The sequence below is a fragment of the Allosaccharopolyspora coralli genome (assembly GCF_009664835.1).
Classification (GTDB): domain Bacteria; phylum Actinomycetota; class Actinomycetes; order Mycobacteriales; family Pseudonocardiaceae; genus Allosaccharopolyspora; species Allosaccharopolyspora coralli.
Genome location: NZ_CP045929.1, coordinates 427110 through 439502, shown reverse-complemented (window position 1 = coordinate 439502; position 12393 = coordinate 427110). Strand labels below are relative to the sequence as shown.

Here is a 12393-nt window from a genome sequence, read left to right as displayed (position 1 = left end):
CGGTGGATCGCGCACTGCGCGGTTTCGGGGGCGGGCCGGTCATACCGCCGAAACGCGGCACCTCCGGCAGCGAAGACTCGGCCCCGGTCTCGGACCGACCGACCTCGGAGCCAGACTCCTGTCCGGGCCTTTCGGCTGTCTCGCGTGACGTCTCGGGCATCTCGGACGGAACCGGCAGTGCCCCTGCGATGTCGTGGCGCTGACCAGTCCGATCCGGGACTGCTCCTGGCTGGTCGGCGGGCGGAGGTACGAGCAGTTCGCCATGGGCCATCGGGACGCCGTTGCGTCGCGGCGCTTCGGCGCCGAGGTCGCCCGACAGGAGCGACACCGGCGCGGAGGCCTCGGGCCGCACCGGCTCGCCACGCCCCGCAGGCCGAGCGGAACGGGCTTGTTCGGCGTCGAAGCGTGGGTTCAGACTCTCGGCGCGGTCCCAGAAGACGAACGGGTCGCTCTCGACGGCGAGCGCCGCGAACTCCGAGCGCAGATCGAAGGCGCGCGGCGCCGCAGGGGCGACGGGACGGGGAGGCGCCGGCGAGCCGGCGTTCGGCGGCACGCCGTTGCTGGGCGGAGTCGCAGGGTTCGGCGGCAGCGACGGGCTCGGGGGCACGCCGTTGTCCGACGGAATCCCGTTGCTCTGGGGAGCCGGGGGCTTCGGCAGGAGCCCGTTGCCCTGTCCTGCGCCGGGTGCACCGCCCGCCGCCGCGCGCCGTCCGTCCGGCGGGACAGACTCGTCGGGACGCTGCTCCGGTCCACGCGAGACATCCCCGGGGCCGACGACGTGCCTGCTCGGCCGCCCCGGATGCTGCGGTGACGTCACCACTCCCCCTGATCCTTCCTCGGCGACCCCGTCACGGTGGACGTGAGCCGCCGTTCTCCCGTGGCCGGGCGTGCCGCCCGGTGTCCCGGTTCCGACGTGCGCGAGCATGTCGCCGTTCCCCACTCGACCCGATCGTGGCGTGCGGTGTTCGGGGCACCGTGACTCGCGCCATCACCGGGTCGTGACCCCATGATTGCTGTTGCTACCGCCGAAGGACACTAGCAGGAGCCCGCCGCGGTGATCGCCGTTTTGCGGGATCCTCCCGCGGCCCGAGCGGAGACGCTGCTCAGCGGTGGTTTTCCGCCACAGCGGGAAAACGACGTCCGTTCGTGCCGTTGGTCACGGTAGGTCGCCGCTGCCGGGCGCACGATCAGCATGCGCACATCGAGAACGGCCTCGTCACGCTGCGACGACGCGCCCTCGCCGACGATCTCGGTGCCGTGCGCGGAACCGACGCGACCGTAACCGACGGTGGCGTAGGTCGACGACGCTTCGCCAGGGTGACCGGAGATCGCGGCACCGGATTGCGGCCGCCGCGGTCGGTGGTTCACGGCGAGAGGACACCGACGATGCGCAGGAACGGAGTTCCGGAGCACCCCTGGCGGAGCTTGGTCGCGCTGGGCGACAGCTTCACCGAGGGAATGGACGATCCGGGCCCGGACGGTGGCGTGCGCGGTTGGGCGGACCGGCTCGCCGAGCGGCTCGACGCCGGAACGAGCGGGTTCCGGTACGCCAACCTCGCCGTACGCGGCAAACTCCTGCACCAGGTGATCGAGGACCAGGTGCCGCGCGCCGTCTCGGCCGAGCCGGACGTGGTCGCGCTCACGGCGGGTGGCAACGATCTCATCCGTCCGAGCGGCGACCCGGATGCTCTCGCGGCCCAACTCGACCATGCGGTCGCGACACTTCGGGCGTCCGGTGCGCAGGTGCTCGTCGGCACCGGGTTCGACCCGCGCGAGCGCCCGGTGATGCGCCGGGTCCGCGGACGCGTCGGGACCTACAACTCGCACGTGCACGCGATCGCCGCACACCACGGCTGTCTCGTGCTGGATCTCTGGTCGATGCCCGTCCTGCAGGATTCCCGGGCGTGGAGCGACGACCGCCTGCATCTGGCGCCGGAGGGACATCGCCGGGTCGCGCTGCGCGCGTGCGAGGCGCTCGGCGTGCCCGTCGACGCGGACTGGCGCGAACCGCTGCCGCCAGGGCGCGAGCAGACCTGGCAGGTGCAGCGCGCCGGAGACCTGCACTGGGTGCGGCACCATCTCGCGCCGTGGATCGGCCGCCGGTTGCAGGGCCGGTCCTCCGGCGACGGGCGCCGCCCCAAGCGTCCCGACCTGCGAGAACTCGTGCCGGGCAGCGAGGGTCGGTGAGGACGACGGACGGACGAGTGCGGACCTCCGGCGACGCGGAGGCCCGCACTCACCCCCACATCCGTGCGGGGCGCGGTCACGACCGACCGCGTCCCGGCGGTCCGTCCCGGCCTGCGCTCATCCACGCGACGACAGGCCGGGACGGCCGGGCGACGGTTCCCCCCTCGGACTCCCCCAGGCCGCCCAGGTGCACGTCACGCACGGTCGACCCGCACCGATGATCACGGTTCCACACCGGGCTAGACGACCGCTAAACGTCCGCTACACGCCTGTCGCGTCGCTGGTCAGTGGTGCTCGACGAACTCATCGAGTCGCTTGTGGACCTCACCGGCCCTGCGCGAGGCCACGGTCTCGAGGATGCCGAGTGCGGTCTCCCAGCGCGTCCGGGCCACCGCACGGTCCCCCCGTGCGGTGGCCGCGTCACCCAGCCCCACGTACGCCGAGGCCTGCCGCATCGCCGAACCGCACCGGAGCGCGACGTCGAGCGCTTCGTGGTGATAGCGCTCGGCCTCCGCTGCCCGCCCGAGATCGAGACTGACTTCGCCGCAGTTGCTGAGCACCACGGCGAGCGTCTCCAGGTCGTCGGCCTCGCGGCACATCGCCTCGGCCTCCACCAGATGCGAGAGCGCCTCCTCCCGACGCCCGGCCGCCTGCTCGGTCTGGGCGAGGTTGTTCAGCGCCCCGGCTTGGCGGTACCGGTCACCGAGCGTGCGATAGGTCTGCAACGCGTCCCAGCAATACCCGCGCGCCTCGTCGTACCGTTCCAGGCGCACCAGTACCGCGCCCATGTTGACCTGCGCCATCGCCTGCCAGCCCGGGTCGCCACCGGCGAGAGCACCCCGGTAGGACTCGGCGTAGTGCGGCAGCGCCTGTGCCGGACGTTGCGAACGGGAGTAGGCCACGCCGATCCCGGCGGACATGAGCAGCGAGCCGACGGTGTCGTCGACGGCTCGCGCCGAGTCCAGACCGTCGGTGTAGATCTGGATCCAGTCCTCCCAAGGGCAGCGCACCATCACGTAGTTGAACTGCAAGCGCACCAGCGGCCAGCACAGTTCGTGCATCCCTCGCGCGTTCAGCACGCGGATCGTGGCCACCAGGTTCGGCCACTCCGCGTCGAACCACTCCAGCGCTTGGGCGCGACTGCCGATCACCGGCGAGACGGTCTCGGTGTCGGCGGTGAAATCCAGCGAGTCGCGCGGCGGGCGGAGGAACCGCCGCGCCCGGTCGGCGACGACCATGTAGTAGTGCACGAGCCGCCGCAACGCCGATTCGTCACCGGCGGCCGGGCGGTGTTCGTCGGCCACCAGGTCCCGTGCGTAGAGCCGGAGCAGATCGTGCATTCCGAACCGGTCCGGCTCGGGCTCGGTGACCAGGTGCGCGAGCGCGAGCGCCCGCAGCCGCCGGCGGGCACCGGCCGGTTCGGTACCGCACAACGCCGCGACGACGTGCGGGGTGAAGGTGTGGCCAGGAACCAGCCCCAGCATCCGGAACGTGCTCGCGTGCGTCGCGTGCAGACTGCGGTACGAGATGTCGAAGGCACGGCGCACGCTGGTGTCGGCGTCCTCGACGTCGAAAGCGTGCAGCCGGTCGCGTTCGTCGGTGAGCTCGTCCACGAGATCGCCCGCTCCTCGGCCGGGACTCACGGCGAGTCGTGCTGCCGCGATCCGCAGCGCGAGCGGGAGCCCCCCGCACAGTTCGGCCAGCCGACGGGTCGCGGCGGGTTCGGACGTCGATCGCCCGGGGATCCCGGCGCGGTCGAGCAACTCGACGGCCACGTCGGTGCTCAGCGTCTCCAGCGGCAGGACCTCCGCGCCACTGCCGACGACCAGCCCGTCGAGCCTGCGCCTGCTGGTGATCACCACCAGCGACTTGGTTCCGGCAGGCAGCAGCAGCCGCACCTGCTCGGAGTCCCGTGCGTTGTCGAGCAACACCAGGACCCGGCGATCCGCCAGCAGCGACCGGTACAGCGCGGCCCGGTCGTCGAGCCCGACCGGGATCGCGTCGGCCGCCACCCCGAGCGTCTTGAGGATGCTCGTCAGCGCCTCGGCCGGAGACAGTGGAGTCCGTTCCGAGTCGAATCCGCGCAGGGAGGCGTAGAGCTGGCCGTCGGGGAACCGGTGAGCCACCCGGTGCGACCACGTGATCGCCAGGGCGCTCTTGCCCACCCCTGCGGTGCCGGTCAGGACCGCGAGCCGGTTCGGTGTGCCGGTGTCCTGCTCGACCATCGCGTCGAGGGCGGCGCTCTCCGGGAGGCGACCGACGAATCCGGCGGGAGCGGGCGGCAGTTCCGCGGGTACGGGTCGAGCGACGTAGGCGGCGGGGGCAGGCGCCGCGGCCGATCCCTGCCTGCGTTGCTCGCCGGTGAGCAGCGAGTCATCGTCGCGCAGCAGCAGATCGTAGAGTTTGCGCAGCTCCGGACCCGGGTCGATGCCGAGCTCGTGGGAGAGCTTCTCGCGCAGAGCGTGGTACCGCGCCTGCGCCTCGGCGCGGTGACCGGAACGGTAGTGCGCCAGGATCAACTGCCCGGCGAGCCGTTCCCGCAACGGATGCTCGTCGACCACAGTGGACAGTTCGACGACGAGGCTCTGATGCCGGGAACACGCCAGGTCCGCGTCGATGCGTTCTTCCAGCGCGAGCAGCCGCAGCTCGTCGAGGTTCGGCACGACCGTGCGGTGCAGGCGCTCGGAGTCGATGTCCTGCAGCACGGGGCCGCGCCAGAGCGTGAGCGCGTCCGTGAGGACGCGGGACCGTTCCTCCGGTTCGAGGTGCTGGGCGTGGTTGACCAGCGCACGCGCCCGATGCGCGTCGACTCGGTCGCTGTCGAGGCGGATCAGGTAACCGGGCGGGCGCGTGACGACCTGGGGCACGTCGTCCGGGGCGCCGTCGTCCTTCTCGGCGAACAGCTTGCGAATGCGGGAGATGTAGCCGTGGATGATCGTGCGCGCGCTCGCCGGTGGTTCGTCCCCCCACAGCGTCTCGATGATCCGGTCCATCGACACGACCTGGTTCGGTTCGAGCAGCAGGCAGGCCAGCGTCGCGCGCACGCGGGGGCGCCCGAGCCGCTGGGGCTCGGCGTCGTGGAGTACTTCCAGCGGGCCGAGCACTCGGAAGTCGAAGCCCGTGCTCGGCGCGGTGGTCGAGCTCTCCTGCGGTGCCATGCTCCCCCGGGAACCGAATAATCCTTCATATTTGACCATGCGCACCGGGTCCGATCAATACGACGACCGAGCCGGTCACGGCACAAACCAGGGCAATCTACCCGCGCACCAGCACGAATCGGCACGATCACGCCGCCTCGTCACCCCAACGGACGCGTCACACCCGCACCCCGCGAGTTCGCGGAAGGCGCTGACGTTCGACTTTCGCTACCAGTAGGCTCGGCGCGTGTCCACCGCTCGAAGCCGGACCGCCGAGCGCGGCGCCCGCGAACCAGAACAGTCCACAGTGGTCGATCGCGCGATCGGCTGCCTGCTCGGCGGAGCTCTCGGCGATTCCCTCGGTGCACCAGTGGAGTTCCAGCCACTCGACGACATCCACGCCGAGTACGGCGCGGCCGGGATCAGCGAACCACCACCGCAGGCACTGCTCGGCGACGCCACCCAGTTGACGTTGTTCACCGGCGAGGGCTACCTGCACGCGTGGACCAGCGGCAACCACGGACGCCGATGGGACCCCGTCGGTTCGGTCGCCGCCGCCTGTCAGCGCTGGTTGACGACCCAGCAGGACGACGGTCCCGCACCGGGCGCGACCGGCCTGCTGGCCGAGGCCGAGCTCTACGCCAACCGCTCACCCGGCATCACGACCCTGCGCGCGCTCGGAGAGGGCCACTTCGGCAGCCCGGACGATCCGGCGAACACCTCACAAGGGTGCGGCGGCCTCGACCGCGCCGCACCGGCCGGGTTCGCGCCCGGTCCCGAACTCGCCTTCGAACTCGGGTGCCGTTTCGGGGCCCTCACCCACGGCGGCACGGGCGGATGGGCCTCGGCCGGTGCCCACGCGATGCTCGTGCATCTCGTTGCCGTGCAAGGACGGCGGCTGCCCGCTGCGATCGACCAGGCGACCGGGCGCGTCCTGCGCGAGGACGAACGGACGGCGCACGCGCTCGCCGAAGCCTCAACACTGGCCCGGCTCGGCGCGAGCGTCGGACACGTCGAGCGGCTCGGACAGGGCTGGGTCGGGCCGGAGGCGCTCGCGATCGGGGCCTACTGCGCGCTCGCGCTGCCGAAGGCCGACGAGTTCGCCGACGCGGTCCGGCTGGCCGCGAACCACTCCGGGCACAGCGACTCGACGGCGGCGATCACCGGAGCGCTGCTCGGCGCCCGGCACGGCACCGCCGCCCTGCCCCGGGACTGGCTCAAGCGCCTCGAACTCGCCGACGTCGTCGAGCGCATCGCCCACGACCTCGGCGCCTCCTGCTCGGGCGAAGCCTTCAACGAACGCCGCTACCTCGGCTTCGCCCACGCCTGATTTCGGCAGTGACGGTTGGCGTGGCGACGGCGAACAGGCGGTTTGCCCCGCCCCTGATTGCTCGCCGACGGGCCCATCACCAGTCACTGACGGGGTCTACCGGCATCAGCGAGGCCATCACTCGCTGATGCCGCGGACAGCGCCATTCATGGCCCCGTGAGAGTGACTGAGAGCGAGCCAGGATCGTGCGCCTACCCGCGGGGGGTCAGCTCGCGTTGACCTGCTTTACCTTGATCCCGCGTGCGAGACTGGTGAGCTCTCCAGCAAACCCCCACAGCGGGCGGATGATGGCGCTCTCACAGGAGTCTCAGGGACAACGAACAGATCAGCGCTGACCGGGCGGGTGCGGTCAGCTTGTGCTTTCGTGCCTGGAGACGCGCATTGGCTGCTTACATCTGGTCGCGGCGTTGCCTGCTCAAGACTTCGAGTCAGACAGCACCGCTTTCGACAACAGCAAAGTAGCACGCGGGGGCCACCGCGAGCACGAGCCAGCTCGTCAGCAGCCGGAAGCGCAACACAGCCCGCGCGCTGATGACCGCAAGGAGACCTGCCAGGACAGACAACAGGAGAATGTGCCATCGCGCGGTGATTCGTTCGAGGCCTCGGGGTTCCAGGCTCCAGCCCACGAGGCTGGCGAGGAACACCGACCAGTACATGAAGAAACCGAACATGATGAGCGCCAGTCCCCACCGAGCCGCCATCTTCCAAGGGTCGTTGTTCCTCACCAGTGACCTCCTACGTGGATGCGATCAGCGGACGTACTGATAACGCCACGACCCGCAGACCGGGCCGACCAGGCAGGTGGGGTCCTCCAGCTCGTGATGGAACACCAGGTCACGCTCTTCGATGATCGGACTACCTGGGTCGTTTGGGTCCTGCTGGATGAAGTCCACCCGGTAGAACTGGTGATCGGGCATCTTGTCGTGGGAGCCGTAAATCCAGTGTCCGTTGTTCTGGTAAACGTCTTGCTGGTTGGCGTAGGTGATCCCCGCGACTGGGTTGCAGTAGGGCATGCCGACCTCGTGTTCGATGACGTTGCGGGCGTAGTCTCCGTCGTTGCTCAGTGCCCTGACCTGCAGACCATCACTGTCCGCCTGTCGGGTCGAGTCGTAGCGGTACTGCCCATCGTCAGTGCGCTCGTAGCGGTTGTTGGGCGCGACGTCCTTGCTCGACAGGGTTTCGGCGTCCAGCCACAGCATGTTCGAGACCGCGCGCGTGCGGTATTTGCCGGTGTTGTAGCCGACCTCGCGATCATCGCCGGTGTACCACCAGTCGGGGCTGAGGTGTATCAAGGATCTTGGACAGGGCCTCTCGACTGAGAGGATGCGTCCGTGCCGGAGAAGCGTCGGAAGTTCAGCCCGCAGTTCAAGGCCGAGGCGGTGCAGCTGGTAGTTGCCACTGGTCGCCCGGTGGCTGAGGTGGCCCGGGAGTTGCAGATCAACGAGGGGACCTTGGGCAACTGGGTCAACACCTGGCGGCGGGAGAACCCGGAACCCGAGCCCGAGATGAGTCCCGTGGAGCGTGCGCGGTTGAGCGAGTTGGAAGCCGAAGTGCAGCGGCTGCGGATGGAAAACGAGTTCCTGAAAAAAGCAGCCTCGGGCAAGCACACTGCCGGTATTCGGCGCGTTGAGTTTGGTCATGTTCGTGCTACTGGTAGCTGCACTCGTGCTCAGCACGACCTGAACCACCGGTAGGGGCCACCGGGCCGATTGTCAGCGCATGGAACCACCCGGCACTCGGTTCCGCGTGTGTGGCACTGAGTCTGTTACTCCGGGAGTCTGTGAGTCACAGAGTCTCGGAGTTGGTCTTCGGTCGCCGTGCAGCTGGTCGGCGTGGGTCAGCAATAGGTTGACAATTCCCAGGCGCCGGGCGACGACAACGATTTCCGCCACGTACGCCACCCGACCACCCACGCAAAGCACCCCGCGTAAACCTTATCGAGCAGCGACGAATGTGGGGCGGGGTTGTGCCGCGGCGAACGGTTCGCCCAGAGCATTCTCGACACTGTTGAACACCACGAACACGTTCGACCTCGGGAACGGCGTGATGTTGTTCCCCGAACCGTGCATGCAGTTCGAGTCGAACCACAACGCGTCACCGGCTCGCCCGGTGAACTGCCGGATGCCGTGTTCGTAGCCGAGCCGGGTGATGTCGTCCTCCTGCGGAACACCGACCCGCTGTTCCTTCAGCGAGGACTTGTAGTTGCCGTCCGGCGTCCGCCCGACGCACGACACGAATGTCCGGTGCGCACCGGGCATGATCATCAAGCCGCCGTTGTACGGGTAATTGTCGGTGAGCGCGATCGACATGCTCACCGCGCGCATCTCCGGCATCCCGTCCTCGGCGTGCCAGGTCTCGAAATCGGAATGCCAGTAGAACCCGTTCCCCCGGAATCCCGGCATGTAGTTGATTCGACTCTGGTGTACGTAGACGTCCGAGCCGAGGATCTGCCGCGCCCGGTCGAGCACTCGCGGCTGCGCCACGAGTTCACCGATGAGGTCGCTGATGCGGTGCACCTCGAAGATCGACCGGACCTCGTCCGAGCCGGGCTCCACCACGGTGCGTTCCTCGGCCCGGATCCGCGGATCCTGCGTGAGCCGTTCGAGTTCCTGCCAGTACCGCTGAACCTCCGCGGGCGAGAGCATCCCCTCGACGGTGTGAAAACCCGTCGCCTCGTGCGTGTGCAGATCCTCGTCACGGACCGGGCCGGAGCGCACCCCCGGCCACACCGTGGGGTCCTCCCGTTGCATGAGGGCCGACTCCGTCCCCCGGGTCGGATAACGGTCCTGGGTGCGTGCAGCAACAGTCATGATGCGGCACCTCCTTCGAATTCCCGCCGGAGCGGCCGGGTGCCGTCGGCACCGCCGCCATTCTCGGTTCCTCGGTGAGGTGGGCCGTGTTTTCCGATAGTACGGACACGGACCTGGGCTGCACGGCGAAGCGGCGGGCAGCCCGGAACGGTCCCGCTGGACCCTTGTTCCGTGGCTACCCGCCGCGTGGGGGTTCTAATCGGTGCCGGAGGAAACGACCACCGGCACCGGAATCAGGTCGCCGGGGCGGCCTCGTCGTCCTCGACGACCACCGGGTACACGCCGTTCTCGTCGTGCACCTCGCGCCCGGTGACCGGCGGGTTGAACACGCACACGGTCTTCATGTCCGTCTTCGGCCGCACCTGGTGCTTGTCGTAGTCGTTGAGCAGGTACAGCGAGCCGGGCTTGAGCTGGTGTACCTCGCCGGTCGCCTTGTCCTCGATCTCACCCTCGCCCTCGGTGATGAAGACGGCCTCGATGTGGTTGGCGTACCAGAAGTCGTTCACCGTGCCCGCGTACAGCGTGGTCTCGTGAACCGAGAAGCCGACCTTCTCCTTGGCGAGAATGATCCGCTTGGAACGCCAGTTCGGGGTCTTGATGTCGGCGTCGGTGTCCTCGATCTCGTCGAGAGTACGGACGATCACGTTTCCTCCTTGAAGATGCTTGCGCCGTGAACACGAGCGGCCGGCCCGTGGAATGCGGGCCGGCCGGCACACGTGGCGGGTATCAGTTCAGCACAGTCAGCCGAGCACCGACTGCACCGACTCGGTGATGATGTGCAGACCCTGGTCGAGCTCCTCGTCGGAGAGCGTCAGCGGAGGCATGATCTTGACGACCTCGTCCTTCGGACCGGCGGTCTCCAGGATGAGCTGGCGCTCGAACGCGGCCTTCGAGATCTTGCCTGCGACCTCGACGTCCTCGAAGCCCAGGCCCCTGGCGAGACCACGGCCCTTGGACACGGCGCCCTCGTACTTGTCCTCGATGTCGCTGAGCACCTTGCCGACGCGCTCGCCCTTGGCCAGCGTGCCCTTCTCGAGTTCGTCGTCGCTCCAGTACAGCCGGAGTGCCTCGCTGGCCGTGACGAACGCCGGGTTGTTGCCGCGGAAGGTGCCGTTGTGCTCGCCCGGCTCCCACACGTCGAGTTCCGACTTGATCAGCGTGATCGCCAGCGGGCTTCCGTAGCCGCCGATGGACTTCGACAAGCACACGATGTCCGGGGTGATACCGGCCTGCTCGAAGCTGAAGAACGGCCCGGTACGGCCGCAGCCCATCTGCACGTCGTCGACGATGAGCAGCATGCCGTGCTTGTCGCAGAGCTCGCGCAGCCCCCGCAGCCACTCGGGACGCGAGGAGTTGATCCCGCCTTCGCCCTGCAGCGTCTCGACGATGACGGCGGCGGGCTCGTTGAGCCCGGAACCGCTGTCGGCCAGCAGCCGCTCGAAGTACAGGAAGTCCGGGAACTGCCCGTCGAAGTAGTTGTCGTAGGGCATCGGGGTCGCGTGCACCAGCGGGATGCCCGCGCCGCCCCGCTTCATCGAGTTACCGGTGACCGACAGCGACCCCAGCGTCATGCCGTGGAAGGCGTTGGTGAAGCTGATGATCGACTCGCGCCCGGTGATCTTGCGGGCGAGCTTGAGCGCGGACTCGACGGAGTTCGTGCCCGTCGGCCCGGGGAACTGGACCTTGTAGTCCAGGCCGCGCGGCTTGAGCAGCTTCTCGTCCAGGGTCTCCAGGAACTCGCGCTTGGCCACCGTGGCCTGGTCGAGTCCGTGGGTCACCCCGTCGCGCTCGATGTACTCGAGCAGTTTGCGCTTGAGCGCCGGGTTGTTGTGGCCGTAGTTCAGCGCGCCCGCTCCCGCGAAGAAGTCGAGGTAGGGCTTGCCGTCCTCGGAGTAGAGGTAGCTGCCCTGCGCACGGTCGAAGGTGGTCGGCCAGGTTCTGGAGTAGCTCCGAACCTCGGATTCCAAGGCACTGAAGATGTCGTTCACGATCCTCCGTTCGGCCTGGCGGTCGCACCCGTCGTGCGCCGGTACCGCCGGCTTCGTACGTCTCGGTCCCCGGCGGGCAGCGTCATCGTTGCCCAGCGAGGAAGCTTTGCTGTCCGTTCACACACCGGACTCACGCCCGCGCTGCGGCCTCGGCGAACGGTCCGACCCGGTAGAGGTCCTCGCCGAGGTGCGCGTCGGGGAACAGCTCCGCCGCGAACAGCTCGCTGCGCACGATCTCGGTTCCCCGGTCGCGCGCGGCAGCGGTGAACAGCTTGATCGAGGCGTCGTTGTCCGCGGTGATGGTCGTTTCCAGGTAGCGCACTCCACGCGGAATCATCCGGTCGAGCAGATGCGCGAGCAGCTTGCTCGCGACGCCGCGACCGCGCTGCGAGGAGTCCACGGCGACCTGCCACACGACGACGGTGTCCGGCGCGTCGGGCCGGATGAAGCCGGTGACGAAGCCGACGACCTCGGTATCGGCCCGAGCCACCACGGACGTCTGCGCGAAGTCGCGGCACCACAGCAGATACGCGTAAGGAGAGTTCACGTCCAGCACGCCCGAATCACGAGTGATCCGGTGCAGAGCCGGGCCGTCGTCCACGACCGGAGTGTCGAACCGCAGCTGCCCGTCCGGCGTGCTCGCGTCCTGAGGCGTGCCGCCGTTCTGAGCCGTTATCTCGCCGGTCATGTCTATCCAAGTTAACAGAACATCGGGTGCGCGTCAGGCAGACGAGAGATTCCCGGACTCGCTACCAGCAAGAACGCAACTCCCCCCGTGATGAGCGCGACAGCGGCGTTGAATTCACGCAGAGAAAGTGCTACCGATAATTCACACTTTAGGTCGATACCCATTTCGATCAAGGCCGTGCCCTGGTGCAACGGTCGAGCCGGGCGCCCGTCCCGATCTCCGAACACCGGCGCTCCGTCGCTCGTTCCACGTG

General features: G+C 68.6%; 11 protein-coding genes. 3 read left to right on the top strand and 8 right to left on the bottom strand.

Annotated elements, in window-relative coordinates; translation table 11 throughout:
• Positions 1 to 1035: 1035 nt before the first annotated feature.
• Positions 1036 to 1368 carry a hypothetical protein gene (locus GIY23_RS02090; RefSeq protein ID WP_154075117.1) on the bottom strand — a complete coding sequence of 111 codons (333 nt, stop codon included), beginning with the start codon at positions 1366 to 1368 and terminating at the stop codon, positions 1036 to 1038.
• An 18-nt stretch (positions 1369 to 1386) separates the two neighbouring features.
• On the opposite strand from GIY23_RS02090, the gene GIY23_RS02085 reads away from it, so the two are divergent.
• A complete protein-coding gene (locus GIY23_RS02085; RefSeq protein ID WP_154075116.1) occupies positions 1387 to 2187 on the top strand; it encodes an SGNH/GDSL hydrolase family protein in 801 nt (266 codons plus the stop codon).
• A 284-nt stretch (positions 2188 to 2471) separates the two neighbouring features.
• Here GIY23_RS02085 and GIY23_RS02080 read toward each other — a convergent pair whose 3' ends face one another.
• A complete protein-coding gene (locus tag GIY23_RS02080; RefSeq protein ID WP_154075115.1) occupies positions 2472 to 5345 on the bottom strand; it encodes an AfsR/SARP family transcriptional regulator in 2874 nt (957 codons plus the stop codon).
• 226 nt (positions 5346 to 5571) lie between these two features.
• On the opposite strand from GIY23_RS02080, the gene GIY23_RS02075 reads away from it, so the two are divergent.
• Positions 5572 to 6654 (top strand): ADP-ribosylglycohydrolase family protein, encoded by a 1083-nt coding sequence (locus GIY23_RS02075; RefSeq protein ID WP_228717500.1) that lies wholly within the window; start codon positions 5572 to 5574, stop codon positions 6652 to 6654.
• Positions 6655 to 7082: 428 nt separating this feature from the next.
• Here GIY23_RS02075 and GIY23_RS02070 read toward each other — a convergent pair whose 3' ends face one another.
• Both GIY23_RS02070 and GIY23_RS02065 read right to left on the bottom strand, forming a co-directional pair.
• Positions 7083 to 7379 (bottom strand): hypothetical protein, encoded by a 297-nt coding sequence (locus GIY23_RS02070; RefSeq protein WP_154075114.1) that lies wholly within the window; start codon positions 7377 to 7379, stop codon positions 7083 to 7085.
• 24 nt (positions 7380 to 7403) lie between these two features.
• Positions 7404 to 7946, bottom strand: a complete 543-nt coding sequence (locus GIY23_RS02065; protein WP_154075113.1) for a hypothetical protein — start codon at positions 7944 to 7946, stop codon at positions 7404 to 7406.
• 39 nt (positions 7947 to 7985) lie between these two features.
• On the opposite strand from GIY23_RS02065, the gene GIY23_RS02060 reads away from it, so the two are divergent.
• Entirely contained in the window at positions 7986 to 8348 is a 363-nt protein-coding gene (locus tag GIY23_RS02060) for a transposase (protein ID WP_154075112.1), read from the top strand.
• Positions 8349 to 8588: 240 nt separating this feature from the next.
• On the opposite strand, the gene thpD is transcribed toward GIY23_RS02060, so the two are convergent.
• From thpD to ectA, 4 genes are all read right to left on the bottom strand, one after another.
• Positions 8589 to 9464: an ectoine hydroxylase gene (thpD, locus tag GIY23_RS02055; protein WP_154075111.1), complete on the bottom strand. Its 876-nt coding sequence runs from the start codon at positions 9462 to 9464 to the stop codon at positions 8589 to 8591.
• A 233-nt stretch (positions 9465 to 9697) separates the two neighbouring features.
• Positions 9698 to 10108, bottom strand: a complete 411-nt coding sequence (locus GIY23_RS02050; RefSeq protein ID WP_154075110.1) for an ectoine synthase — start codon at positions 10106 to 10108, stop codon at positions 9698 to 9700.
• A gap of 96 nt (positions 10109 to 10204) precedes the next feature.
• Positions 10205 to 11452, bottom strand: coding sequence for a diaminobutyrate--2-oxoglutarate transaminase (gene ectB, locus GIY23_RS02045; protein ID WP_154075109.1), 1248 nt, complete (start codon positions 11450 to 11452; stop codon positions 10205 to 10207).
• 130 nt (positions 11453 to 11582) lie between these two features.
• Positions 11583 to 12140 carry a diaminobutyrate acetyltransferase gene (gene ectA, locus GIY23_RS02040; RefSeq protein ID WP_154075108.1) on the bottom strand — a complete coding sequence of 186 codons (558 nt, stop codon included), beginning with the start codon at positions 12138 to 12140 and terminating at the stop codon, positions 11583 to 11585.
• Between the last annotated feature and the right edge of the window lie 253 nt (positions 12141 to 12393).

Bases quoted from the DNA above. Each gene is read 5' to 3' on its own strand.
- GIY23_RS02080 (WP_154075115.1), bottom strand. From the start codon at position 5,345: ATGGCACCGCAGGAGAGCTCGACCACCGCGCCGAGCACGGGCTTCGAC.
- GIY23_RS02085 (WP_154075116.1), top strand. From the start codon at position 1,387: ATGCGCAGGAACGGAGTTCCGGAGCACCCCTGGCGGAGCTTGGTCGCG.
- thpD (WP_154075111.1), bottom strand. From the start codon at position 9,464: ATGACTGTTGCTGCACGCACCCAGGACCGTTATCCGACCCGGGGGACG.
- ectA (WP_154075108.1), bottom strand. From the start codon at position 12,140: ATGACCGGCGAGATAACGGCTCAGAACGGCGGCACGCCTCAGGACGCG.